Genomic DNA, 26,052 nt, shown 5'->3' on the forward strand with positions numbered 1-26,052 from the left:
TATTCAAATTACACTGTTTTAAATTTTTAGATCTATTTAATTAGAATTTAAATTTTTATAGATATAATTTCGCAATCAATAAAATTTATTATTAAGGAGAAAAAATGTTAGTAACAAAAAAAGCACCTGACTTTACAGCTGCAGCAGTTTTAGGAAACAATCAAATTGTAAATGATTTCAACCTTTACAAAAACATCGGCGAAAAAGGCGCTGTTGTATTCTTCTATCCAATGGACTTTACATTCGTTTGCCCAAGCGAGATCATCGCGTTTGACAAAAGATATGACGAGTTCAAGTCACGCGGTATCGAAGTTATCGCAGTTTCTTGCGACAACCAGTTCTCACACTTCGCATGGAAAGAGACTCCAGTAAACAAAGGCGGTATCGGCAAAGTTCGCTTCCCGATCGTAGCTGACATGACAAAATCAATCGCTCGTGGCTTTGACGTACTTCTAGAAGACGCTGGCGTAGCACTTCGCGGATCATTCCTACTTGACAAAGATGGCACAGTTCGCCACGCAGTTATAAACGACCTACCACTTGGCAGAAACATCGACGAGATGATTAGAATGGTAGACACTATGCTATTTACAAATGAGCACGGCGAAGTTTGCCCAGCTGGCTGGCACAAAGGTGACGCTGGTATGAAACCAAGCACAGAAGGCGTTGCTGACTACCTTTCACACAACGAAAGCAAACTATAATTATTCAAATTTCTAGGCAGCTTTGCCTAGAAATTTCCTCTCTACACAAATTTAAATATTTTTTTAATATAACTTTATATATGATAGCGATGTTTTAATAAACAACCTTTTTTGGAGACCCCATGGAGTTTAAGGGCAGGCAAGAACTTGTCGAAAATTGCGAGGATTGCATACTTGGTTTAAGAGCTAAATTTATAGATGAGGGCATCAAATTTTGCAGACAACTAACCCTTGTAGTGCCACACGAGCAGATGAAAATTTGCCTTGAGAGTATCTTTGATGCGCTACTCATCCAAAAGCCAAATGCCACACAAATTCGCGACGACTTAAACAGCCTAATACCAAAACTAAATGCAAAAGATGAGCTAGTAAATTTTTTGCTCTTAAATTTGACACTAAATTTTAGTCACGCCTGCGACGATGCAGTATATGTGGGCTATTTTGTAAATGCCGTCTCAAGGATGAAAGAAATTTTATATAACACACAGGATCACCAAGAAGCCACGGTAAAAACGATGATCGATACTGGCTCATTTTTTTATGAAGATCCGATCAACACATTTACACGCATGAAAAATGCCAAGGTCCGCCCTGAGTTTTTAAATTTATACGATGGACTAAATATAAAATACGAAGCTGAAATTTTAGAGGTTAAAGAAGATAGCGTCGTTTTTCGCGTAGATATGATGCAAATTTTAGCCATGAAACAAGATGGCAAGGGCTTTATCCTGCCAAATAGCTTCTTCTCAAAGCAACTTCGCGCCGACATCATCGACTACAATATCGCCGATAAAAGCGTCACTCTTTCAAATTTCTCACGCACAGCGACCATGCATGCAAACAAGAGAAAATTCCAGCGCGTCTTGCCAAACCGCTTTACCAAAATTTCTCTAAAAGGAGAGCAAGGCGAGCTTGTTGGTAGCCTTTATGACATCTCAGAGGGCGGCATGAGTATATTAAGCTCACAAGCTACAAATTTTAAAGACGGCGAAGAGCTAGAGGCAAATTTTGACATCATGCTCTCACCAGATGAAGTAAAAAACGTCTCTTTAAAGCTAAGGCTAGTCACCGAGCTAGCATACAAGGGCTACATCAGATACTGCATGCAGCTAGTTGATGATGACAAAACGATAAAGGACTTCACGCAAAAGCGCGTCAAAGAGACACTTGACGAGCTTCGCTCACGCATAAATTTATACGAATAAGGCAATTAGTGAAAACCATACAAGAAAATTTAAAACTTTTTTACATCGGACTAAAAGATAAAGAGCCATTTTTTTACAAAAACAAAGACCTGACCACCCACGCAGCCATTATCGGTATGACTGGAAGCGGCAAAACAGGTCTTGGCATCACGCTTTTAGAAGAGGCCTGCATAGACAACATCCCCTCTATCATCATCGATCCAAAGGGCGATATCACAAATTTAGCCCTCACCTTTCCGCAGATGAGAGCGGAGGATTTTTTACCATACGTCGATGAAGCAGAGGCTGCAAACAAAGGACAAAGCGTAGAGGAATTTGCCGCCGCTCAGGCCGAGCTTTGGAGAAACGGCATAGAGTCGAGCTTTCAAGACCTTGAGCGCGTAAAAATTTTAAAAGATAGCGCTAGCTTTAATATCTACACACCAAAAAGCTCAGCTGGCATAGGTGTGGCGCTACTTAGCGACTTTGCCTACCCAAATATTAGTGACGAGGAAATTTTTAGCAATTATATAAATTCGCTCGCAGCGTCGGTGCTATTGCTTATTGGCATGAGCTCTGAGGATATGAGCTCAAAAGAGCAGCTGCTAATATCCACTATATTTGAGAGCAAATTTAAAGAGCAAAAAGACGTCAGCATCGAAGAGCTTATAAATTTCATAGCAAATCCACCGTTTAAAAAGATAGGCGTTTTTGACGTGGATACCTTCTATCCAAGTAGTGAGCGCCTAAAGCTTGCCATGAAGATAAACGCGCTCATCGCAAGCCCAAGCTTTAAGGGCTGGACGCAGGGCGTTAGACTTGAAATTTCAAAGATGCTTTTTGATGAAAACGGCAAAGCAAAGTGTAATATCTTTACCATCTCACATCTAAATGATGCTGAAAGGATGTTTTTTGTCACCCTTTTACTAAACGAGATCATCGCATGGATGCGCGGCACAGAGGGCACTAGCTCACTTAGAGCGATCCTATATATGGATGAAATTTTTGGCTTCTTTCCGCCAAACGCAAACCCTCCGTCAAAAACGCCTATGCTCACACTCTTAAAACAAGCCCGTGCATTTGGTTTAGGCTGTGTTTTAAGCACGCAAAACCCAGTCGATCTTGACTACAAAGGCCTTAGCAACATCGGCACTTGGTTCATCGGCCGTCTCCAAACAGCGCAGGATAAAGCCCGCGTGATCGACGGACTAAGCGGCATCGCAGGCTCAAGCTTAGACAAAGCCTCACTTGAAAATCTCATATCAAATTTAGCCAAAAGAAATTTCTTACTCAAAAATATAAACGAAGACGGCTTAAACGTTATCTCCACACGCTGGGCACTTAGCTATCTAAAAGGTCCGCTAAGCCGTGAGCAAATTTCAAATTTGATGAAAGATAAAAAAGAGAATTTAAACAGCCAAAATGTAGATAAAAGCGAGATGAAATTTAGTGCAAAACCTATCATCTCAAGTGCGATCACGCAGCTTTATGCTAACTCAAAAAGCCTCACACCAAATTTACTTGCAAGTGCAAAGGTGAGAATTTACGACGCTAAAAAGGGCATAGACAGCGTTTGTGAGGTGAGCTATCTTTACGAGCTTAGTGAAAACGACAAAGAGCCAAACTGGAGCGAGGCTAGCGAAGGCATGCACGTTGATGCGAGCGAAAATGAGCCAAGCGGTGCAAGCTTTGCTACTGTGCCAAATTTCATAACGAGCGCTAAAAATTTTGACGCTTTAGAGAAAGATTTTAAAGAGTTTTTGTATAGAAATTTTAAATTTAACACCTTTGAAGCGATAGGAATTTACTCAAAAGAAAACGAGTCAAAAGAGGAGTTTTTCATAAGACTTCAAGATAAGTGCAATGAAATTTTAGAGGAGCAAACCGCAAAACTCACGGCTAAATTTGAAAAAGAGCAAAAGAGCTTGCAAGATAAGCTAAACAAAGCCCTTGCAAAGCTTGATAAAGAGCAAAAAGAGATGACCACAAGCGGCCTTGATGCAGCTATAAATATAGGCGCAAGCATATTTGGAGCGATATTTGGCAACAAGCTCTTATCTCGCCAAAACGCGGGCAAGATCGCATCAAGTGCAAGAAGCGCAAACAAGGTCTTAAAAGAGCGAAGCGACGTCAAGCTTAGCGAGCAAAGCGTAAATGATATAAGCTTAGCCATAAGCGAGCTCGAAGAGAAATTTGCAAAAGAGTGCGATGCGCTAAAAGAGGCAAATGATGTTAAAAATATCACGATAAACGAAACGCAAATTTCGCCAAAGAAAAGCGACATCTACGACGAAAAAATCGTGCTTTTGTGGAGATGATTTATAAAAAAATTAGAATTTTTTTAATATCATTTCTCTTTAAATTTAAAAGGTAAAATATGCAAAATTTAATACTTTATGCCGTTAGCTACCTGCTTGGCAGCATCCCGTCAGGGCTCATACTAGCAAAAATTTTTGGACATGTTGATATAAAAAAAGAGGGCAGCAAAAGCATAGGCGCGACAAATGTTTTAAGGGTTTTAAAGCAAACAAACCCAAAACTCGCAAAAAAGCTAGCCATTTTAACCGTAGTTTGTGACGTGTTAAAGGGCGTTTTGCCACTCATCATAGCCTCTTTGCTTGGAGCTAGCCAAAGCGTGCTTTGGACGATGGCAGTTTTAAGCGTTGCGGGGCATTGTTTTTCTATATTTTTAGGCTTTCAAGGTGGCAAAGGCGTGGCAACTGGAGCTGGCGTGCTCTCATTTTTCTTGCCAGTTGAGATAATAATCGCTCTTGTCGTTTGGTTTTTGGTTGGTAAATTTTTAAAGATAAGCTCTCTAGCCTCGTTATGCGCGCTGATAGCTCTCATCGCATCAAGCTTTATTATCCACCCAGAGCTTGATGAAATTTACACTCACGCACCGATACTTATCATCGCATTTTTGGTAGTTTATAAACACATACCAAATATCGTTCGCCTGCTTTCAGGCAAGGAGCAAAAAGTCGTATGAAAAGTGAAATAATAACGATTATTAAGGATTATAAATTTCAAACCGTTATCGGGATGTTTGACTTTGAGCGAGTTGCAAAGCAAGAGGTAAAAGTAAGCTTAGAATTTCGCTCGACTAGCTTGATTGATTATGTCTTGGTGGCTGATTTTATAAAAGAATTTTACAATGAGATGAAATTTCAAAGCGTAGAAGAGTCACTGGAAGCAACCTGCAAAGCGCTAAAAGAGAGGTTTAGCTCGCTTACTAGCTTAGATATGGAGATTTTAAAAACCGAGATTTTACCAAATGCAATTGTCGGTGCAAAAATCAGCACTGTTTTTTAAAAATTTATTAAAGTATCTTGAAATATTTCTTAATTTATGATACAATCGACCATAAATTTTAGTTTAAGGAAAAGAAATGCGTATTTTAATAGTAGAAGACGAAGTAACGCTAAATAAGACGATTGCTGAGGGGTTGCAAGAGTTTGGCTATCAGACAGATAGCTCTGAAAATTTCAAAGACGCTGAGTACTACATCGGCATCAGAAACTACGACTTAGTTTTAACTGACTGGATGCTTCAAGATGGTGACGGCGTTGATCTTATAAACATCATAAAACATAAATCTCCACGCACTTCAGTTGTAGTTCTTTCTGCAAAAGACGACAAAGAGAGCGAGATAAAAGCACTTAGAGCTGGCGCAGATGACTACATCAAAAAACCATTTGATTTTGACATTTTAGTAGCTAGACTAGAGGCTAGACTACGCTTTGGCGGCACAAATATCATCAAGATAGACGAGCTTATCATCAATCCTGACGAAGAGAAGATCACATATCTTGGCCGCGACATCGAGCTAAAAGGTAAGCCATTTGAGGTGCTTACTCACCTTGCAAGACACTCAGACCAAATCGTATCTAAAGAGCAACTACTTGACGCTATCTGGGAAGAGCCAGAGCTCGTAACTCCAAACGTTATCGAGGTTGCTATCAACCAAATCCGCCAAAAAATGGACAAACCACTAAATATTTCAACAATAGAAACTGTTAGAAGACGCGGATATAGATTTTGCTTTCCCAAAAAAGCTTAAGAAATAGATTTATACTGCAATTAGCATCTGGTGCGATGATGCTAATTGCCGTTGTTTCGGTGATGCTCTATCACTACATAAGAGTTACCGTTTTTCAAAGCGTAGTTAGTGAGCTAAACCAGCAAGCCACAGCTTACAAAAACAATCCACAAAATTTCAATCCTAACAATCTAAAAACTTTTACTATAGAAATCCCAAACAAAACTCTAGCCACCGTAAAAACAGGCGAGCTTAAAGGTGAAAAGCCCTACCTTGTGATGCAAAAGATAAAAGATAAGAGTATAACCACTCTAACAACAAGGCTAGATGACAGCAGCTACTTAGTCCTAGAAAAAGAGACGACGCTTCAAAGCCAGATAGTCGAAGAAATTTTTATAGATATTATAATCGTAAACGTCACAGCGATACTTTTGGTGCTATTTTATGCACTATTTTTATCAAGAATGCTTTTAATACCTATAAAAATTTTAAGTCACAAGCTTACAAATTTAGATGAGAAATTTCTAAAAGAGATCGACATCAAAAGCTTGCCAGACGAGTTTTTGCCACTTGGTAATAGCATAAATAGACTAATTTCTCGCATACAAACTTTTGTCTTATACCAAAAAGAGCTCTTTGTAGGCGTTGCACACGAGCTAAAGACGCCACTTGCCGTCATGAAAACCAAAAACGAAGTGACACTTTTAAAACCACGCGAGAGCGAAAAATACATAGAAGCGCTAAAATCAAACAACGAAGCGATCAACGGCATGAACGCTATGATAGGCTCAGTCCTTGAGATAGGCCGTCAAGAGGGCGCGCAGTTTGAAGAGCCAGTAAATACCGACGTGATCGCATTTTTGAAAAAACTAGGCAAAAACTACGAGGTGCTCGCAAAAGGTGAAGAAAAAAATCTCGCACTCGATCTAAAACCTGAAATTTTTAACCTAAATATCCAAACCAGCCTGCTAACTCACATCGTGCAAAATTTTGTCCAAAATGCTATCAAATTTTCTCCAAAAAATAGCACGATTACGATTAGCTCAAAGCTTGAAAAGAGCAAATTTATCATTGAAGTAACCGACGAGGGTGTGGGCATAGACGAGAGCAAGGACTTGTTTGCTCCATTTAAAAGATACGGCAACAAAAGTGGTGCTGGACTTGGACTATTTCTCGCAAAAGGCGCAGCACAGGCACTTGGCGCTGAGATATCTATCAAAAATAGAGAAAACACAAACGGAGCAGTTGCAAGCCTCGTTTTAAATTTAAAAGGATAAAAAATGGCAAAGAGAACCGCAGTGATCGATCTTGGCTCAAATTCTATGCGTATGGCGATATTTGAGCGCACGTCACGCTTAGCATTTTTTATACTAGCTGAATACAAAACCAAAGTGCGCTTAGGCGAAGGTGGATACGGCTCAAACAACGAAATTTCAGAAGCTTCAATGCAAAAAGCGATCAAAGCTTTTGGCGAATTTGATAGCATCATAAAAAGCTACAAATGCTCCAAAGTCCTATGTGTAGGCACTTCAGCGCTTAGAGATGCTCCAAACTCAGGCGTTTTGATCTCGCTTTTAAGAAAAAAACTTGGCATAAATTTAAAAGTCATTGACGGCAAAGAAGAGGCTACTTTTGGAGCGATAGCGGCTAAAAATTTGCTTCACAATCTAGCCGAGTGCGTCACTATCGATATCGGCGGAGGCTCGACCGAGCTTGCTAGGATAAGTAACGGCAAGATAGTCGATGTCCTCTCGCTTGATATAGGCACAGTGAGACTAAAAGAGCTATTTTTTGATAAGAAAAATTTAAACAAACTACCTAAATTTCTGTCGCAGATCACGGCGCAGATAGATGAGCGATTTAAGTGTCCAAATTTAATAGCGATCGGCGGCTCTTTAAGAGCGATCTCATCGGCTATAATGAGCAAAAATTTATATCCGCTCTCATCACTGCATGGCTTTTGCTACAAGTTTAGCGACGAGCAAGCCTACATAGAGAGCATCGCAAACGTTAGCGTGCTTGAGCTAAATAAATTCCCTATAAAAAAAGATAGATATGATACCATCAGAGAGGGCGCACATATATTTTTAGCTCTTGCCAAGGCACTAAATGCCAAAAATGTCATCACAAGTGGCGTTGGCGTAAGAGAGGGCGTCTTTTTAAAAGACTTTTTGCGTCCAAGTCTTAAATTTCCAGAAAATTTTAACCCAAGCGTCAAAAGCCTACAAGACCGCTTCATCCTCTCTTGCAACAAAGCCGTGGCAAGATATGCAAAGGATATTTTTGTGGCGCTTAAAAAGCTTCATGGGCTAAACGAGAGCTATCTTGAGACACTGCTAATTGCTGCAAAGCTCCACAACGTCGGTCAAGAGATAGGCTTTTACGGCGATCACAAAAACTCGGCCTATATCATACTAAATGCCCTAAACTACGGCTTCTCGCATGAGCAAAAGGTACTAATAGCCGCAGTCATCGGCACAAATGGCAAGAAAAATATTTATGAGTTTGAAAGGTATAAAAATTTATTACCAAAGGCTGAGTGCGTAAGGTGGCTAAGCTTCATCCTTGCGCTAGCCAAGGCACTTGATATAACCTGTGAGAAGCTAAATTTAAGCTTTGAGTTTAGCGGCCACACACTAAAAATAGAGGGTGCAAAAGAATTTGCCATGGCAAAAGAAGAGATAAAAAAGATCGCAAAACCTGAAATTTTTGCCATTTCGTTTGTGTAGGACAAAAAGTAGCTGATATTTTTAAAAAACGCTAGTGTATTTGGGCAAATTTTAAATTTAGTTTTTTCTAAAAATGAGACTGAGCGACTATTTACTTAAGATAACGAGACAGCAAAATCTATTCACTACGTTAGCAGTTCATGTATTAGCGTATATTATATACGATTAACAACCTGCGCCAAATTTTAAAAATTTATAGGCAAGCATATCACGCTTCTAAATTTAGTAAGCTACCAAGGATAGTGAGTAAAGTTTTCAAATTTGTAAATTTGCTTTATTAAAACAGGTAAGTGTCAAACAAATTTTAAAATTTCATGAACGAGTAATTTCGGCTCTAAAATTTGAGCTAAGCTGTAGGCGAAGCCAAATTTTAGTAGCCAACTCTTGCGAGTGAGTGGGATTTTCAAATTTGCAAAATAGATTTTTAGAAATTTAAATTTTGCTTCTTTGTTAAGGGGGAAGAGGCTTGAATTACGGTCTGCTTGCAGTTGCGAGCTTACGAAGCAAAGAAGCTTTCTTCCCCCTTAACAATCCCCTAACCCAGACAACGTTAGATGTGCATGCAATGGTGCTAAAGCACTGCATGCGACTTAAAAGCTTGGGCAAATTTTAAAATTTCATGAGCGAGTAATTTCGGCTCTGATTTTAGTGGTAAGCTTTGCGAGGCCTAAAATCAGTAGTCAATTCTTGCGAGTGAGTGGAATTTTAAAATTTGTAGGCTCGCAACTACGTGGCAGACACGAAGCTGTCCCCTTATCTCCCTTTAGATCCCACAATCCCCTCGCATGTTAGAGGGGCATGCTTCAGTGCTAACGCAATGCATACATCTTATATGAGAGAATTTATTGCAAATTTTAAAATTTGTGAAAATGCTCTTCTAAATTTTTAAATTTAGTAGCGAAGCGGGACTAAAATTCCCCGCTCATTTTATCTTTGTAGTTATTTAGACTATTTTGACGCTCTTGCAAAAATGAGCCAAGTTTTTTCTTATTTTCTTCAAAAAATACTGCAAAGTCCTGCTCATTTTGGATCTTATCCTCGCCAAAGCTATCAAGCATGACGTTTGAGCTGCCAACTATCACTAGATAGCGTCTATTTTCGTAGCTTAGAAGCATTAGCTTGTTTGTGCGGTCAAGATATTTTTCGTAGATGATATTGACGCCGCTATTTTGATTTTTAAGCAGCCAGTTCATCGACTTTGTGTCGTTTTGTGGTTGATTTTGTGGCGTTTTAAATCCACTAAAGTCACTACTTTTTGAAGTGATATATCTTTTAAAAACATATAAAAATATAAGAAGCGCGATGAGCACACTTAGGACGATGAAATATCTCGAATCAATATTAACCATAGGTTCATTTTCTACCTTTGGCGTGCTAGCAGTCTCTATCTTTGCGCTAGCTTGAGGCATATTTTGCACTTGCGTTTTTGTATTTTTTAGTGTTACGCGGATGCGAAGTCCGAAGCTATCAGTTGTCTTTGAAGCATTTACGATGATCGCATCATTTGAGCGTAAATTTAAAACTAAAGAGTTTTGCTTTGGCTCTATCTCAAGCTCTTGAATGATCTTTGAGTTTATGTCCTTGCTCGCGCTTTGATCGTAGCTTAGAGAATTTAGTATCAAAGAGGTCGTATCTTTTTCTCGCTTTTGAAAGATGTTGCCCTCGTAAGGCGCATCAAAGCTAAGCATGATATCGACCCTGTCGGTGCGCTCATAGATGTTGTATGTTAGCAAGTTAGAAGCTAAAATTTGTGTCGCGAAAAGCAGAAAAAATAGTATAAATTTCATAAAAGTTCTTTTTTGAAGTACTGAATAACTGACTTTGAGTCCAAAATTTCATTTATCCTGATGGCTAAATTTTTCTCATAAACCATTACTTCGCCTTTTCCAAAAATTCTATTATTTATATATAGCTCCACGCTCTCGCCAGCTGGTTTTTCGAGGTCTATGACCGAGCCAGCTTCAAATTTCAAAAGCTCATTTATGCTAACTGTGGTAGTTCCTAGCTCAGCTATAAAATCAACGCTTATATCCATAAGCTCGTCATAGCTCTTAAAAAGCCCTAGCTGTTCTAGTGTCTCTATCGCACCTTCGTCGTTCATTGTATCTTATAGCCTATTTGAAATGTTCTATTTTTTATCTTATATATAAATTTCTCTTTTAGCTTTATGCCAAAATTCTCAACCTCGCCCAAAAACTCAGGTGTTCCGAGTTTATAAGCATTTGGCTCTTTTTCATTTAGCAGATTTTTAGCCTTGCCGATGATTTGATTAGCTATCTCTTTGCAAAGATCGTCCAGATCGCCACCATCGACATCTTCGTGACCAAAAAAGGCATTCATGAAAATTTTCAAAGTATCTTTTTTAAAAAATAGATAAAACTGATACTCGCTTTTGCCCTTATAAACTGGTATGCTAGCCCCGTAAAATCCTTTACCAAGGCTCTTGCCAAACTCTAAATCCAGCCCCAAAGTATCTTTGCAAAGATAGCTCGTGGCTTCATCTATAACTTTTCTCATATCTCTTCCTTAAGACTTGAAATGCGCGTTAATTATACTTTGGCTTTACTAAATTAGCTATAAATTTATTAAGCATTTTAAAAGAGTTTATCGACCTCTTTAACCAGCTCTTTTGCGCTAAATTTAGCGCAAAGCTTGACTATTTGCGTGCCTATGATCGCAGCGTCAGCATATTTTTTCACTTCGCTAACATCATCTTTGTTTTTGATGCCAAAGCCCACAGCCACTGGCAGATCGCTCTTTTTCTTAAGCTCTAGGACTAAATTTTTTATCCTATCTTCATCGGCTCTTTTTGAGCCGCTAACGCCGATAGCACCTAGCACATAGATAAATCCTGAGCCAAATTTTAATATCTCATCCGCCCTGCCCCCAGAGGTGACACTTACAAGTGGCACAAGGCATAAATTTAGCTCCTTGCACTTTAGAGCAAACTCCTCGCACTCCTCACAAGGCAGATCAGGCACGATAAAGCCGCTAACTCCTGCCTCACGTGATCTTTTGAGAAATTTATCAACACCGTAAGCAAAGATGATGTTGTAATAAACTAGAAAAACAAGTGGCTTTGTCACTTTTGCTTTGCAGCCCTCAAGCATATCAAAGACAACGTCAGTGTTTACGCCATTTTGCACCGTCTCAAAGCTAGCTTGTGCGATGAGCTTGCCATCAGCCAGTGGGTCAGAGTATGGGATGCCGATCTCGACTAGATCAAGCGTGCTCTCATCTAAATTTTCTAAAAATTCCTTCGTTTTTTCTAAGCTTGGATAACCAGCCACAATGTAGCCGATGTTTGCCTTTTTGCCGTTAAATGCGCTTCTAACCTTATCCATAAATTTTTCCTTTTTCATAGCCGATGACTGTGTTTATGTCCTTATCGCCCCTGCCTGAGATATTTACGACGATGACGCTTTTTTTATCAAGTTTTGGGCAAAGCTTCTCCAGATACGCCACCGCATGCGCGCTCTCGATGGCTGGGATGATGCCCTCCATCTTGCTTAGAAAATACAAGGCATTTATGCACTCATCGTCGGTTACAGCTTCATATCTTACCCTTTTGATGTCGTTTAGGTGGGCGTGCTCTGGACCGATGCCTGGGTAGTCAAGGCCTGCTGAGATGCTATGCACTGGCGAGATCATGCCGTATTCATCTTGCAAGACTGTCGTTTTCATGCCGTGGATGATGCCGGTTTTGCCTTTGCTAAGCGTAGCTGCGTGATAAGGGGTATCTATGCCAAGTCCGCCAGCTTCTATACCTACTAAATTTACGCTCTTATCGTCCAAAAACGCACTAAAAATGCCAATAGCATTACTGCCGCCGCCAACGCAGGCGATGACGTAGTCGGCCTTTTTGCCATATTTTTCAAGCTGAGCTTTTGCCTCTGTGCCGATCACGCTTTGAAAGTCGCGCACGATCTTTGGATATGGATGTGGGCCAACGGCTGAGCCAATGACGTAAAATGCGCTCTCTATCTCATTTACCCACGCTTGTATGGCCGCTGTAGTCGCCTCTTTTAGCGTTTTTAAGCCATCTTCTACGCTAACCACCTTTGCGCCAAGAAGCTGCATACGAAAGGCATTTAACTGCTGCCTAGCAACGTCTGTAGCTCCCATATACACATCACACTCTAAGCCCAAAAGTGCCGCCGCAGTCGCTGTTGCCACGCCGTGCTGACCGGCTCCAGTCTCAGCTAAAATTTTCTTTTTACCCATCTTTTTAGCAAGCAACGCTTGAGCTAGAGCGTTATTTATCTTGTGCGCGCCCGTGTGGTTTAGATCCTCACGTTTGAGGTAAATTTCATGTCCGTAGTGCTCGCTTAGGCGCTTTGCAAAAAAGAGCGGACTAGGCCTGCCAACGTAGTTTTTCAAAAGATCATCAAGCTCGTCTTTAAACTCTTTTGTCTTTGCAATGCTCTCATAAGCATTTTCTAGCTCATCAAGGGCAAACATCACCGTCTCAGGCACGAACTGCCCGCCAAATTTTCCAAAATACGCCTTACTATTCATCTTCTACCTCACCTACGATCTTTAAAATTCTCTCTATCTTTTGTGCGTCTTTCATGCCATTTTCGTCCTCGACTTTTGAGTTGATATCGACTAGACATGGCTTAAATTTCAGCGCCTCTTTTATGTTGTGCTCACCTATGCCCCCAGCCATGCCAAATTTAAACTTAACCTCTTTTAAAATTTCCCACTCAAAGCTAGTGCCGTTTCCACCAGCATTTTCGCCCTTGCAGTCAAAAAGCGCCATGTCAAAATGCTTAAAATCAACCTCTGGCAAGCTATCTTTCACGCTAAAAACCTGCCAAATTTCAAGCCCCATATCTTTTAAATTTGCCTCTAAATTTTCACTCACCACTCCATGCACCTGAGCCACGTCAAGACCAGCAAACTGGCAAATTTCCATTATCTCACAATCACTTTGCTCCGCAAAAACACCGACAACTTTTTTACCCTTGCTGTGGGCAAATTTCGCTATCTGCCTAGCTAAATTTAGCTCAACTCTTCTTTTACTTTTGGCAAATATCAGCCCTATAAAATCAACATCCAAAGCACAAACCGCATTTGCCTCATCTAGCGTTTTGATGCCACAAATTTTAACTAGCGCCATTACGCTTGCGCCTTTATAAACTCTTCATAAAATTTATACGCCTTACCAGAATTTATAGCCTCTAAAACCATTTTTTTGGCCTCGTCTGGGCTCTTTGCGCCATCGGCTGCGTAGAGTGCAAACATCGCGTTAAAGACCACGATGTCAAATTTCGCCCCCTGCTCCTCGCCTTTTAGCGTGCGTATCAAGGTTTTAGCGTTTTCTTCAGGTGTGCCACCCTCGATGTCGCTGTGAAGCGCTCTTTTAAAGCCAAACTGCTCTGGCGTGATGCTGTATTCAAAAATTTCGCCATTTTTTAGCTCGACGACACTTGTTTCGCTACAAAGCGTTATCTCGTCTAATCCGTCATCGCCGCGGACCACCAAAGCGTGTTTTCTGCCAAGGATCTTAAGCGTCTGGGCATAGAGTTTTAAAACAGGCTTATGATAGACGCCAACTAGCTGGTTTGTAAGGTTTAAATTTGGATTTAAAAGCGGTCCAAGCACGTTAAATACGGTTCTTATACCAAGTCTTTGGCGCACTTCTCTCACCTCGCCAACTAGCGGGTGGAAAAATGGCGCGTGAAAGAAGGCTAAATTTTTACTAGCTAAATTTTCACGCTGTTTTGCTAGTGATTTTTCACTTTTTACGCCTAAAATTTCAAGCACATCAGAGCTGCCTGACTTGCTTGAAACTGCCTTGTTGCCGTGTTTTGCGACCTTTATGCCAAGGCTTGCAAGGATAAATGCCACAGTAGTTGAGATATTTATCGTCTTAAAGCCGTCGCCGCCAGTGCCGCAAAGATCGATCATAGGTGTATCGTCACGGTAAGTTTGCGAGTATTTTAGGATATTTTTTGCAAGCGCAGCGAGACTTTTTGGATAGAGGCTCTTTTCACTAATTAGCACCAAAAGGGCCGAAAGCTGCACGATCTCGTACTCTTTGCTGGCTATTATCTCGCAAATTTGTTCAAAGTCGCTATCATCAAGCGGGATGTTTTCTTGAAGCTTGATAAGATATGGCTTGAGTGAGCGAATTTTAGGCTCTTTTACCTCTTCTTTTGCTTTGTAATTTACAAAATTTTCAACGATCTTTTTGCCGTATTGCGTGAAGTAGCTCTCAGGGTGAAACTGGATGCCAAAGATCGGCTTATCTTTTACGCTAAGTGCCATAACTACGCCATCATCACTGACCGCATCGGCGCTTAAGCAAGCTGGGAGCTCATCGACATAGAGCGAGTGGTAGCGCATAACCTCAAAGCGCTCAGGCAGCCCTGCAAAGAGCGGCTCTTTGTTTTTCACGTCTATAAACGAGGTCTTGCCGTGAAGCGGGTCGTCTAGTCTTTTTATCTTTGCGCCAAAACTAAGCCCTATGGCTTGGTGTCCAAGACAAATGCCAAGCACCGGCACGCCAAGGTTGGCCTGCAAAATTTCTAAGCAAACTCCGCTATCTTTTGGGTGCTTTGGCCCTGGGCTTAGGATGATCTTACTTGGGTTTAGTTTTTTGATCTCTTCAAGCATTATCTTGTCGTTTCTAACGCATCTAACCTCTTCGTTTGTGAGCTCTTTTACGTACTGCTCGACGTTGAAGACAAAACTATCGTAGTTATCTATAAGTAAAATCAATCTCTATCCTTTAAATTTAGCGGCGGCTGCGCGGACTAAATATTATAAATTTAGGTGAGATTATAACTAAAAGAAATTTTAATTAGGCTTTTGTGCGGCTCTCGTAGGCTTTTAGGAGTGAGAGCATATCGACGTTTTCTAAATTTACACCAGTTGGCACGCCCTGAGCGATCTTACTAAATGAAATTTCACTCATGCCAAGCTTATCCTCGACGTAAAGCATGAGCGCGTCTGAATTTAGCCCCGGCGTAAAGGCAAAGACGACCTCTTTTGAGCCATTTTGCTTAATAGCGCTTCGCAGCCTATCTATGGCGTCCTCGTCGATCTCGTCAAGCACGAAGTAAAGGCCGTTGTAGATGCCATTTTGCTCAAAAACCAAGATATCTTTTGGGCTCTCAACCAGCAAGATGACCTCGCTATCCCTGCTCTCGTCGCTGCAAATATCGCAAATTTCATTTTCGCTTAGCCCACCGCAACGCTCACAGCGCTTGATAAACCTCACCGCGTCTTCGATATTTTGCGCGAGCCTTAGCCCTACAAAGCTATCTTGCATACAGACAAAGTAGGCAAATCTCGCGGCTGATTTTTTACCGACACCTGGTAGCTTAGCAAATGACTCAGTTAGCTCATTAAATTTCTCTAAGCCCCTTTTCATGCGCGTTTTGCCTTTGCACGAAGTAAAATTTTAAAGACGTGATAGCCATCTTCATAGTCATAAACTAGTTCAAATTTTTGCATCTGGCAAATTTGCTCGATGATGTAAAGTCCAAGCCCCATGCCGCTTCCCGCACTCACTTTATCGCCTCTAACAAAGGCTTGTTTGTAGTAATCAATCGGGTGATTTAACTTTTTACCTAAATTTTTAACCGCTATAAATTCGCTATCACAAATCAAAATGGCTTTCTTGTCCTCTGCGTATTTTAGGGCATTGTCTATCAAATTTTTAATCGCCAAACTAAAAAGCTGAAAATCCACTCTTAGTATGACGTCATCTCTGATGTCACAGCTCACACGCTCTTCAAATTTATCAAGCATGAGCATGTCTTGCACCTGCTCTAGAATGAGTGAAAAATGGCACTCTTGATAGTTTAGCGCGTAGCTTTTTGAAAGGAGCTGCTCGACCTTGCTAAATTCATTTATCAGCATCTCAAGGCGCTCAAAAACGTTTATGAGCCTCATCTTTTGAGTGTCGTTTGCCACCATCTCAGAGACGATCCTGCCCTTGCCAATAGGCGTCTTTAGCTCATGCATGATCGCACGTAAAAATAGCTGCCTTGAGCGAATTAGCTCTCTGATCTTGCAAACGGCGTTATCAAATTCAACTGCGACCTGCCCGATCTCGTCTTGCTCGTTTTCATTTAGCCTAGCAGTCATCGCCATCTCCATATTTCCGCTGGCAAATTTCCTGATATCTTTGCTAAGTCTTCTAAGTGGCAAAAGGCTTCTAAGCACCGAGACATAAAGCGAGATGAGCAGAGCCGAGATGATCAAAAATGCCACCCAAAGCGGGTCATTTACGTGTCTTGCGTCGTTACTCTCAAGTAGCAGCATGAAAGATGGATTTTTGATGAGCAGATACAAATCACCTTTGTAATTAACCGACTGCATCATGCCAAGAGGCGTGTGCTGTGTAAAAATGGCGTTTCCGCTTGTAGTAACTGAGGTGGCTAAATTTTTGTTGCCGACGTATTCTAGGTTGAAATTTTTAAAGTAGTGCTCCAAATCTCTTGGAGGATTACCACGCTCGTAAAGCGCCACAAGATAGTTCATAGCGCTTATTTGCTTATCTTTTAGCTTCTCAAGCGCACTTTCTTGCTGAATATTTGCAAATGTCACAAAGAGCAAGCACATCAGCGAGAAAGCGATGGCAAAGATGATAGTTATCTTGGTGGTTATGGAGTATTTCATCCGATAAGCTTATATCCTATGCCTCTAACTGAAAAAATATGTTTTGGCGCTTTTGAGCTGTCACCGATCTTTGTTCTAAGACGTCCGATGATGACATCTAGGCTCTTTGAGTCCTTATCTTTTAGGCTCTTGCAGTTATAAACTAGCTGCTCGCGAGATACTGAAAAGCTGTGCTGTTTGATGAGATAGGTTAAAATTTCATACTCAGCTGGTGTTAGAGCAAGGGCTTCATTATTAAAGTAAATTTCATGGCGCTTGTCGTCTATCCTAAATGCGCTATCAAGGACCTCTTCTTGAACTTCGTTTGTCTTTTTATATCTTCTTATAAGACTTGTGATACGAGCATACATCTCTTTTGGATCGTATGGTTTTGGCAAATAATCATCCGCTCCAAGCTGAAGTCCAACGACCTTGTCGCTGATGTCACTGCGAGCTGAGCTTATGATGATAGGGATGTCGTATTTTTGGCGAATTTCTTTACAAACTTCAAGACCGTCAATGCCAGGTAATGTAAGGTCAAGTATGAGCAGGTCATAGTTTTTTATGCCGGCACTTAGCCCTAGATATGGGTCTTCAAAGTTAGTCACTTTTATATTAAAACTATCAAGATATTCAGATAAAATTTGTGCAAATTCTGGATCGTCTTCTATCATTAAAACGTTAATCATAAATCATCCTTTTCATTGAAAAATAGTAGAGATTATACGGCAAAAATGTAAATTTTTTTTTAAATTTAAACTTTTTTGGATAAAATCTCACATTTAAAATAAGCTTAATAAACAAGGAAAAATGTGGAGTTTGATTATTACGAGATCCTTGAAATTTCAAGAAATGCAAGTGGCGACGAGATAAAAAAAGCCTTTAGAAAGCTCGCTTTAAAATACCACCCAGACAGAAATGCTGGCGACAAAGAGGCTGAGCAGAAATTTAAACAGATAAACGAAGCCTATCAGGTCTTAAGCGATGAGCAAAAGCGCTCAATATACGACAGATACGGCAAAGAAGGGCTTGAGGGTAGATTTGGCAGTGGCGGTGGCTTTAGCGCTGATTTTGACCTTTCAGACATTTTTGACTCGTTTTTTGGAGGCGGTTTTGGCGGTGGCTCTAGGCAGAGAAAAAGACGAACCGAAAAGTACTCAGCCGACCTTGAAATTCCTATAAATTTAGAGTTTAACGAAGCTGTTTTTGGCTGCGAAAAAGAGATCAAATTTGATCAAAAAGTGCCTTGCCCAACATGCAACGCCACAGGCAGCAAAGATGGCAAAAACAAAACTTGCCAGCACTGCGGCGGAAGCGGCAGGATCACACGTGTAAATGGCTTTATGAATATCGTTCAAGAGTGCCCATACTGCCACGGATCTGGCGAAGTGATAAGCGAGCCATGTCCTGACTGCAACGCAAAAGCCTATAAAATCCAGCAACAAAGCGTCAAAATCACAATCCCAGAGGGCGTTGATAGTGGCATGAGGATGAGGGTCGCTGGCAAAGGTAATATCGGTGCAAACGGCGTTCAAGGCGATCTTTACGTGAGCATAAATGTAAAAGAGGACAAGCACTTCATCCGCCACAATGACGACGTTTATATAGAAATTCCAGTATTTTTTACCCAAGCTGTTCTTGGTGAGAGCATAAAAATCCCAACTCTTCGCGGTGAAACAGAGCTAAAACTACCAGTTGGCGCGAAAGATAAGCAGCAATTTATCTTTGAAAATGAGGGCATCAAGGGTGTAAATTCACGCAAAAAAGGCAGACTTGTAGCTCAAATTTCTATCCAAACACCTGACAAACTAAGCGACGAGCAAAAAGAGCTTTTAAATAAGCTTCAAGCTAGCTTTGGCATAGTTTCAGGCAAGTCAAGCACCGATGAGAGCGTCTTTGACAAGATAAAAAGCTGGTTTAAAGGCGACGAGCCAAAAGGCAAAAAGAAAAAATAAATTTAAATTTGTGACGCTAAATTTGGCGTCACAAAATCTTTCAAAATAAATTTTATATCCTAATTTTTACAAGTAAATTTCACACAAATTTTAAAATTTCATGAGCGAGCATATCACGCTTTTAAATTTAGTGGCGAATAGTTATGAGCCCTAAATTTAGTAAGTTGCTAAGGCAAGCGAGTAAGATTTTAAAATTTGCATAATTTGCTTTATCAAAACAGGTAAGTGTCAAGTAAATTTTAAAATTTCATGAACGAGTAATTTCGGCTCTAAAATTTGAGCTAAGCGATGAGTGAAGCCAAATTTTAGTAGTCAATTCTTAGGGGTGAATGAATTTTTAAAATTTGCCTTGAGATATAAATTTGCCATTCACTCAGTAAAAATTTTCACTTTATTAAACATTTGATGCATTTTATACGCGTCAAAGGGCATATATTCGGCGATGCTAAAACCAACCACGTCAGCTTTTTGTGAGATGAGAGATAAAATTTCACTTAGCTGATCAAATTTCATCTTTCCGCCTCCAGAGCCGTCACCGCCAGCATCTGGGTCTGCAAAATATGTCGAGTGAAAAAACTTTTCATCGAGCACATCTATATCAAAATGAACCAGAATTTGATCAAATTTAGCTATGAAATTTTCTATTTTTTCGTTTGAGATAAATTTATCACTTTGCACCTCATAATCCACGCCCACCTCGTCTAAAAAGGCTTTTTGGCAGTCATGTAGCCCCTGCAGTCCTACGTAAAGCACCTCATCTGCTCTAAATTTCTTATTTTTCACAATAGACAAAAGCTCAGCGTCACCATTTCCCAAAAGCGCTCCAAGCACCATGGCATGGGCCATAGGATAGCCATCTTTTGACATTGAGACATCTGGATGTGGTCTATCCAAATGACACCGGCATTTTCATACCCGCCTTTTAGATAGTCAAATGGGGCAAGTGAAACAAAACATGTGCCGCCGATCGTTAGATCTTATCGGGATTTTCTTGGCAGATCTTGTCGGTGGCATCTTTTACGCCAGCTATAACATCGGCTCTAGCATAAATTCCGTCCACGACCTCTTTTTCTTTGCCATCAGGCGGAGCTATATCTACCTTTATCAAGGGTTGATTTGCATTTTGTGGCAAGATATGCTGAAGCAAATTTGCGCCGAAGTGATAGATCGGCAGACCGCCACTTAGGTAGTCTGGGTAGAGTAGCCTTATGATTTTCATAAATTTACTCCGATCTACTTTTGCTCGCCGTTTTTCGCAAGGTCTAAGTAATAATCAAGCTGGTCGCGTCTGATAATACGTATGAGGTTTGTGCTGCCCTCTACGCCTGTTGGGTGGCCAGCTGTGACGAGATAGGTCTTGTCATGCTCAACGTATCCAGCGTCGTAAGCCTTTTTGATGACATTTGCAAGTAGGACATTTAGCTTTGTCTTTTCAAGCACAAGCGCTGGCGTCACGCCCCAAGCAAGGGTCAGCATGTGAGCTGTCTGCTCGTCGTGCGCGATAGCGATGATGTCGATGTTTGTGCGGTTTCTAGCTAGCTTTATGGCTGATTTGCCAGAGCCTGTGATAGAGAGTATCGAATTTGCCTTGATGCGAACAGCTAGCGAAGCTGCGCTATTTGCGACCATGTCAGTCTCGTCAAAAAAGTCAAATTCGTCAAATTTATTGTATGGATAGATGCTTTGCGTCTGGATGATCGTTTTGCTCATCGCCTCTACGACCGCGACTGGGTTTTTGCCGATCGCGCTTTCCTCACTTAGCATAACCGCATCAGTGCCGTCTAGCACGGCATTTGCCACGTCACTGATCTCCGCTCTTGTGGCAGTTTCATGCTCTGCCATGCTTAGCATCATCTGCGTTGCTGTGATGACTGGTTTGCTGGCTGCATTTGCCTTTTTGATGATGAGCTTTTGTATGGTTGGCACCTTGTAAAATGGCACTTCTATACCAAGATCACCACGAGCTACCATGATACCGTCACTCTTTGCGATGATGTCATCTATATTTTCGACCGCGTCAAATTTCTCGATCTTAGATAAGATAGCCGCTTTGGAGCCAAATTCTTTTAAGATATTTCTTGCTTTTATCACGTCATTTGCATCTTGCACGAAGCTAATGGCGACAAAATTTACGCCCTGCTTTGCGCCAAATTCCATATCTTCTTTATCTTTTGGCGTGATGATGTCGATGCCAAGGGCGGTATTTGGGAAATTTACCCCTTTATTTGAGTTTAAAATTCCGTCATTTTCGATGATGGTTTTTACCACATCTTTGCCCTCGCCTGTAACTCTTGCTCTTATCGAGCCGTCGTAGAGATAGACGTACTCGCCTGCCTTTAGCATAGGTAAAATTTGAGGCTGATTTAGGCTCACTCTATAAACGCCTTTTTCGATCTTTTCGCCCACGATATCCTCTGCGTAGATGCTAAGCTCATCGCCAGCTTTTAAGTAAAATGGCTCGCTAAGTTTGCCAACTCTGATCTTTGGACCGCAGATATCTTGCAAGATGCCTATGCGTTTGTTTAGTCTTTTTTCGATGTTTCTTATCTTGTCGATGTTTGATTTGTGGTATTCGTGTGTTCCGTGGCTAAAATTTAAACGAAAAACATTAACCCCTGCTTTAACCATCGCTTCCATCGTCTCTTCGTTGTCACTTGCTGGCCCTAAAGTCGCTACAATTTTCGTCTTTTTTATCATTTTTATGCCCTGTAATTTGATTTTTGCGATTATAACACATTTTAATAATGTAAATTTTTTGTATAATATGCAAAATTTTTAAAGGAGAGAGTATGAATAAATTTTTATTAGCATCTCTTGGCCTAGCAGCTCTTGCTTGCGCTGCCATGGGAGATGACAAAGTCTATAAGCTCAAGCTTGCAACCTCATGGGAGAGCACTATGCCAGTACTTGGTGACGTGCCAAAAGAGCTAAAAGATAAGGTCGAAAAGATGAGTAACGGCCGCATCGAGATCAGGATCGACTACCCGTCAAAGCACAAGTCGCCTTTTGCGATGCTTGACTTTGCAAAGAGCGGTCAATACGACATCGGCTACACAGCTAGCTACTACTACAAGGGCAAAGACCCTAAGACAATGTTTTTTACAGCGACACCATTTATGATGAATACCGACGAGCAAACAGCTTGGTATGAATTTGGTGGCGGCAAAGAGCTAGAGGCGAAAGTTTTTGATCCATATAACATCAAAATTTTTAGAGCTGGCAACACTGGCATGCAAATGGGCGGCTGGTTTAAAAAAGAGATCAAGTCAGTTGATGATATCAAAGGCTTAAAGATCAGAATTCCAGGCTTTGGCGGTGAAATTTACGCTAAACTTGGCGCAAATATCAACACTATCCCAACTGGCGAGCTTTACATGGCACTTGAGATGGGTACGATCGACTCAGTCGAGTGGGTCAGCCCAGCTTACGATATGGCGCTTGGCTTCCACAAAGTGGCAAAATACTACTACACAGGCTGGCAAGAGCCAAACGGCGAAACTCAGTTTTTCTTCAACAAAAATGCGTATGAAAAACTTCCAGATGATCTAAAGGCTATCTTTGAAGCGGCTGCTGCTGAAGTGGCAAGAGATGTAAATACTAAGGTATTTTACGCAAACGTAGAGTACTGGGACAAGATGAAGGCCGAGTATCCAGACATCCAAGTAAAATCTTTCCCGCCAGAGGTCATCGCAGCTCTTAAAAAGGCTACAAACGAGCTACTAGATGAAGAGAGCGCAAAAGATCCACTATTTAAAGAGATCGTCGAGTCTCAAAGAGCTTTCCTCAAAAAAGCAAGAGAGTGGACTAAAATTTCTGACTACGCTTACATCAAAACAAACGAAGAGAAATAACCACAGCAGGGAGCTCTCCCTGCTTTTTACTCTAAATTTTAGTTTTACCCTTAGCAAGGCATCTTTAAAACTTCTACCACTTCACCTTTTGCGATAAATTCTGTCTCTTTAGGGATGATAAGCAGTGCAGCTTCGTTTGTTAGGTTATTTACGATCGCTGAACTACCAAGCTTTTTGCCATTTAAATTTACAAAGATCTTGCCATCTCTGTTTTCTAAATTTACCGCTGTAAATTCCAAAAATGGCGAGCGTTTTTTGTAGTCTTCGTCCATTATCGCTGTGATCTTTGGCTCTTCTTGGCTAAACCAAGTGTTTATAAGCACTCTTACATAAAGCACGCACATAACCATCGCAGAGTAAGGGAATCCAGGCAGCGCAAAGATGTATTTATCGCCTGATTTTGCCACTCTGATGTGGCGGCCTGGTTTTATCGCAGCGCCCTCGATGATGAGCTTAAAGTTTTCATTTAAAGCGCCCTTTACAAAGTCATAGTCTCCCATGCTGATGCCACCAGTCGTCACCAAGATATCGGCTGATTTTAGCGCATTTATGATCGCTTTTTCGACAAGCTCGGCCTTATCTCTTACGATCTCGCAAAGGATCGGCTCTGCGCCCATTTTGCGTATCTGCATAGCGATACCTACGTGGTTTGAGCTGTGAATTTGCGCTGAACTATCAAGCGGTTCGCCAAGGTCTTTTATCTCGCTGCCAGTTGCTAGTATCGCCACCCTTGGACGGATGAAGACACTTACGTGAAAGACGCCAAGCTCGGCAAGAAGCGCGATCTCAGCGTAAGTTAGACGTGTGCCTTTTTTTATTAAAATTTCGCCTTTTTTGTAGCTCTCACCCACTGCTCGCACGGCAAAGCCCTTTGGCACGCTCTTTTTGATGATTATTTTTGAGCCACTAACCTCGACATTTTCAACTGGCACAAGAGTGTCGGTGCCTTCGCTCATTAGCGAGCCGGTGAAGGTTTTTACGCATTTACTGCCCTCTACATGCAGCCCTTTGTCACTACCTGCTGGCAGATCAGTGATGAGCTCAAGCTCGTTTAGTCCATCTTTAAAGGCAAAAGCGTAACCGTCCATCGCCGAAACTGGCTTTGCTGGGTAGTTCTCAGTGGCTGTGACATCGTAGGCGATATTTCTATCAAGCGCATCTGTAATGGCTACTTTTTCGACCTTTTCCCACGCATTTATCGTATCTTTTAGAATTTTCAGGCTATCTGCATAGCTCATAAAATCTTTCATCATTTGTCCTTTTTATGAAATTTTTGCATATTTTAGCCACTTCTGTTTTACAAAAAATTAATCTTTGTTTTATTTAATGATTATTAAAATGTCGTTTAAGAAACCAGTCTGGTTTTACCCTTACACAGGAATTTACATGAACAAAACACTACTTTACATCATCGCAGGTGCGAGCCTTGGCATACTTGGTCCGGTGCTCGTTCATTTTGGCAACCCAGCAAACATGGGCGTTTGTGCAGCTTGCTTTTTACGAGATAGCATGGGTGCGCTTGGCTTTCACCAGGCCAAAGTTGTGCAGTATCTAAGGCCTGAAATTTTAGGGCTTATCATCGGAGGCTTTCTAGCTAGCATGCTTTGGAGTAGAAATTTCACTCCAGTATCTGGTAGCGCGGCATTTTCTAGGTTTTTCTTAGGCGTGTTTGCGATGATAGGCTGCCTCATATTTTTAGGCTGCCCTTGGAGAGCATTTTTACGTCTTGGAGGCGGAGATATGACCGCCATAGCTGGCGTTGTTGGCTTATTTGCTGGCGTTTTTGTGGGACGGGCTTTTAAGAAAAATGGCTATGTTTTGCCTGAGAGTGAAACCACAGCAAAGGCGATAGGGTTTTTGCCACTGATTATTGCTATTTTGCTTTTACTAGCACTTATCTTTGGTCTAAAACTTGGTGAAAATGGCGCATTATTCAGCTCAGAAAAAGGTCCAGGCTCACAGCATGCAAATTTATTTATCTCGCTTATTTGTGCCATCATCATCGGCGCATTTATGCAAAGAAGTAAATTTTGCTCAGTAGGAGCTATCAGCAAAGTTTTTGAACGTGACTTTTCGATGTTTTATGGCATCGTCTCTATCGTTCTTTTTGCAAGCATCACAAATTTAGTGCTAAATCAATACAAATTTGGCTTTGAAGGACAACCTATCGCTCACAATGATATGCTTTGGAATTTCTTAGGCATGACGCTCGCTGGTCTTTGCTTTAGCCTAAGCTACGGCTGCCCTGGCAAACACCTAGTGCAAATGGGAGCTGGAAATTTAAGCTCAGCTGTATTTGTTTTAGGCATGGGAGCTGGAGCTGCGATAAGCCACAACTTTATCTTAGCAAGCTCAGGAGCTGGCATCACACCTTTTGCCCCGTATGCCGTAGTGATCGGTTTTATATACGCTATTTACGTTGGATTTTTCACTAAAAAAGCTTAACTAAATTTGACTGCTTTTGCAGTCAAATTTGTTTTTTATATCTATAAAATTTGAGTGAGATAAATTTTAGCTAAAAATAAGTTCTTAGGTTGTATAATCCAAAACTTATTTTAAGTTGTCACGGTAGCTCAGCTGGTTAGAGCGCTGGTCTCATAAGCCGGAGGTCGGGAGTTCAAGTCTCCCCCGTGACACCATAGATGTCCTACTTATCGATACTTTAACTGCCCTTTTTGCAGTTTCCCTTTCTTTAAAATTTCCTAAAAGTATGGTACACTTTTTAAAAAAAGCGGTACATTTTTTCAGGATTGTTTTATTTTACAAGATGCTTTCTATAAATTTGCTTTTATTTTTACTGATAGATAAAATTTTTATCTCAAAGTGAACAAACATAAATTTATCTCGCTTAAATTTACGGCACAACTCTTGCTTACTCTTTGAAGCTAAATTTCAAGGAGTAAGCTATGAAAGTCTCTTATAACTCTATCTTAACAAAACAGCACTACCAAAAACAGACAAAAAGCGAAGGCTTTGC

25 protein-coding genes and 1 tRNA gene are annotated in these 26,052 nt (G+C 40.9%); 12 read left to right on the forward strand and 14 right to left on the reverse strand.

Translation table 11 applies throughout. The features are described from left to right. Positions 1-104 precede the first annotated feature (104 nt). The 8 genes from CYO90_RS05970 (at position 105) to CYO90_RS06005 (ending at position 8,656) form a co-directional block, all read left to right on the forward strand. Positions 105-704: a peroxiredoxin gene (locus tag CYO90_RS05970; RefSeq protein ID WP_002942572.1), complete on the forward strand. Its 600-nt coding sequence runs from the start codon at positions 105-107 to the stop codon at positions 702-704. A gap of 122 nt (positions 705-826) precedes the next feature. Then, on the forward strand, positions 827-1,909 hold the full coding sequence (locus tag CYO90_RS05975; protein ID WP_009294380.1) for a PilZ domain-containing protein: 1,083 nt from the start codon (positions 827-829) through the stop codon (positions 1,907-1,909). An 8-nt stretch (positions 1,910-1,917) separates the two neighbouring features. Continuing rightward, positions 1,918-4,206, forward strand: a complete 2,289-nt coding sequence (locus CYO90_RS05980) for an ATP-binding protein (RefSeq protein WP_103578839.1) — start codon at positions 1,918-1,920, stop codon at positions 4,204-4,206. A gap of 59 nt (positions 4,207-4,265) precedes the next feature. Continuing rightward, the gene (plsY, locus tag CYO90_RS05985; RefSeq protein ID WP_087582126.1) at positions 4,266-4,877 is read left to right on the forward strand and encodes a glycerol-3-phosphate 1-O-acyltransferase PlsY; all 612 of its coding nucleotides are present in this window, start codon (positions 4,266-4,268) and stop codon (positions 4,875-4,877) included. Then, positions 4,874-5,200: a dihydroneopterin aldolase gene (locus CYO90_RS05990; protein ID WP_103578840.1), complete on the forward strand. Its 327-nt coding sequence runs from the start codon at positions 4,874-4,876 to the stop codon at positions 5,198-5,200. The genes plsY and CYO90_RS05990 overlap by 4 nt, the downstream gene beginning before the upstream one ends. Positions 5,201-5,276: 76 nt before the next feature. After that, positions 5,277-5,948: a homeostatic response regulator transcription factor HsrA gene (hsrA, locus tag CYO90_RS05995; RefSeq protein ID WP_002942555.1), complete on the forward strand. Its 672-nt coding sequence runs from the start codon at positions 5,277-5,279 to the stop codon at positions 5,946-5,948. Between the two features lie 38 nt (positions 5,949-5,986). Further along, positions 5,987-7,204, forward strand: coding sequence for a sensor histidine kinase (locus CYO90_RS06000; RefSeq protein WP_181000226.1), 1,218 nt, complete (start codon positions 5,987-5,989; stop codon positions 7,202-7,204). Positions 7,205-7,207: 3 nt separating this feature from the next. Next, positions 7,208-8,656, forward strand: coding sequence for a Ppx/GppA phosphatase family protein (locus tag CYO90_RS06005; protein ID WP_103578841.1), 1,449 nt, complete (start codon positions 7,208-7,210; stop codon positions 8,654-8,656). Between the two features lie 908 nt (positions 8,657-9,564). Here CYO90_RS06005 and CYO90_RS06010 read toward each other — a convergent pair. From CYO90_RS06010 to CYO90_RS06055, 10 genes are all read right to left on the reverse strand, one after another. Beyond that, positions 9,565-10,443: an excinuclease ABC subunit A gene (locus CYO90_RS06010; protein ID WP_103578842.1), complete on the reverse strand. Its 879-nt coding sequence runs from the start codon at positions 10,441-10,443 to the stop codon at positions 9,565-9,567. Beyond that, the gene (fliN, locus tag CYO90_RS06015) at positions 10,440-10,757 is read right to left on the reverse strand and encodes a flagellar motor switch protein FliN (protein WP_002942551.1); all 318 of its coding nucleotides are present in this window, start codon (positions 10,755-10,757) and stop codon (positions 10,440-10,442) included. The genes CYO90_RS06010 and fliN overlap by 4 nt, the downstream gene beginning before the upstream one ends. Continuing rightward, the gene (locus tag CYO90_RS06020; RefSeq protein WP_002942548.1) at positions 10,754-11,173 is read right to left on the reverse strand and encodes a chemotaxis protein CheX; all 420 of its coding nucleotides are present in this window, start codon (positions 11,171-11,173) and stop codon (positions 10,754-10,756) included. The genes fliN and CYO90_RS06020 overlap by 4 nt, the downstream gene beginning before the upstream one ends. A gap of 77 nt (positions 11,174-11,250) precedes the next feature. Further along, positions 11,251-12,000 carry a tryptophan synthase subunit alpha gene (trpA, locus tag CYO90_RS06025; protein ID WP_103578843.1) on the reverse strand — a complete coding sequence of 250 codons (750 nt, stop codon included), beginning with the start codon at positions 11,998-12,000 and terminating at the stop codon, positions 11,251-11,253. Continuing rightward, on the reverse strand, positions 11,993-13,174 hold the full coding sequence (gene trpB, locus CYO90_RS06030) for a tryptophan synthase subunit beta (RefSeq protein WP_103578844.1): 1,182 nt from the start codon (positions 13,172-13,174) through the stop codon (positions 11,993-11,995). The genes trpA and trpB overlap by 8 nt, the downstream gene beginning before the upstream one ends. Next, positions 13,167-13,778 carry a phosphoribosylanthranilate isomerase gene (locus CYO90_RS06035; RefSeq protein ID WP_103578845.1) on the reverse strand — a complete coding sequence of 204 codons (612 nt, stop codon included), beginning with the start codon at positions 13,776-13,778 and terminating at the stop codon, positions 13,167-13,169. Before CYO90_RS06035 ends, trpB begins: the two co-directional genes overlap by 8 nt. Then, entirely contained in the window at positions 13,778-15,382 is a 1,605-nt protein-coding gene (trpD, locus tag CYO90_RS06040; protein ID WP_103578846.1) for an anthranilate phosphoribosyltransferase, read from the reverse strand. Before trpD ends, CYO90_RS06035 begins: the two co-directional genes overlap by 1 nt. Before the next feature lie 82 nt (positions 15,383-15,464). Further along, complete coding sequence (recR, locus tag CYO90_RS06045) at positions 15,465-16,037, reverse strand: recombination mediator RecR (RefSeq protein ID WP_103578847.1); 573 nt, start codon at positions 16,035-16,037, stop codon at positions 15,465-15,467. Next, entirely contained in the window at positions 16,034-17,290 is a 1,257-nt protein-coding gene (locus CYO90_RS06050; protein WP_103578848.1) for an ArsS family sensor histidine kinase, read from the reverse strand. Before CYO90_RS06050 ends, recR begins: the two co-directional genes overlap by 4 nt. Next, entirely contained in the window at positions 17,287-17,958 is a 672-nt protein-coding gene (locus CYO90_RS06055) for a response regulator transcription factor (RefSeq protein WP_021084939.1), read from the reverse strand. Before CYO90_RS06055 ends, CYO90_RS06050 begins: the two co-directional genes overlap by 4 nt. A gap of 123 nt (positions 17,959-18,081) precedes the next feature. Here CYO90_RS06055 and dnaJ point away from each other — a divergent pair, with 123 nt between their 5' ends. Further along, positions 18,082-19,224 carry a molecular chaperone DnaJ gene (gene dnaJ, locus CYO90_RS06060; protein WP_103578849.1) on the forward strand — a complete coding sequence of 381 codons (1,143 nt, stop codon included), beginning with the start codon at positions 18,082-18,084 and terminating at the stop codon, positions 19,222-19,224. 369 nt (positions 19,225-19,593) lie between these two features. On the opposite strand, the gene CYO90_RS06065 is transcribed toward dnaJ, so the two are convergent. The 3 genes from CYO90_RS06065 to pyk all read right to left on the reverse strand — a co-directional run bounded on the left by CYO90_RS06065 (position 19,594) and on the right by pyk (position 21,921). Further along, positions 19,594-20,118 (reverse strand): arginase family protein, encoded by a 525-nt coding sequence (locus tag CYO90_RS06065; RefSeq protein WP_258030674.1) that lies wholly within the window; start codon positions 20,116-20,118, stop codon positions 19,594-19,596. A 76-nt stretch (positions 20,119-20,194) separates the two neighbouring features. Beyond that, a complete protein-coding gene (locus CYO90_RS06070; RefSeq protein ID WP_009294397.1) occupies positions 20,195-20,443 on the reverse strand; it encodes a hypothetical protein in 249 nt (82 codons plus the stop codon). A 14-nt stretch (positions 20,444-20,457) separates the two neighbouring features. Beyond that, positions 20,458-21,921: a pyruvate kinase gene (gene pyk, locus CYO90_RS06075; protein ID WP_103578850.1), complete on the reverse strand. Its 1,464-nt coding sequence runs from the start codon at positions 21,919-21,921 to the stop codon at positions 20,458-20,460. Between the two features lie 92 nt (positions 21,922-22,013). On the opposite strand from pyk, the gene CYO90_RS06080 reads away from it, so the two are divergent. Further along, the gene (locus CYO90_RS06080; RefSeq protein ID WP_103572020.1) at positions 22,014-23,075 is read left to right on the forward strand and encodes a TRAP transporter substrate-binding protein; all 1,062 of its coding nucleotides are present in this window, start codon (positions 22,014-22,016) and stop codon (positions 23,073-23,075) included. Positions 23,076-23,125: 50 nt separating this feature from the next. On the opposite strand, the gene CYO90_RS06085 is transcribed toward CYO90_RS06080, so the two are convergent. Beyond that, entirely contained in the window at positions 23,126-24,325 is a 1,200-nt protein-coding gene (locus CYO90_RS06085; RefSeq protein ID WP_103578851.1) for a molybdopterin molybdotransferase MoeA, read from the reverse strand. Positions 24,326-24,461: 136 nt separating this feature from the next. On the opposite strand from CYO90_RS06085, the gene yedE reads away from it, so the two are divergent. Both yedE and CYO90_RS06095 read left to right on the forward strand, forming a co-directional pair. Next, positions 24,462-25,520: a YedE family putative selenium transporter gene (gene yedE / locus CYO90_RS06090; RefSeq protein ID WP_103578852.1), complete on the forward strand. Its 1,059-nt coding sequence runs from the start codon at positions 24,462-24,464 to the stop codon at positions 25,518-25,520. A gap of 117 nt (positions 25,521-25,637) precedes the next feature. Next, positions 25,638-25,714 (forward strand) — tRNA-Met (locus CYO90_RS06095). Positions 25,715-26,052 lie beyond the last annotated feature (338 nt).

The organism is Campylobacter concisus (genome assembly GCF_002913745.1).
Lineage (GTDB): Bacteria > Campylobacterota > Campylobacteria > Campylobacterales > Campylobacteraceae > Campylobacter_A > Campylobacter_A concisus_R.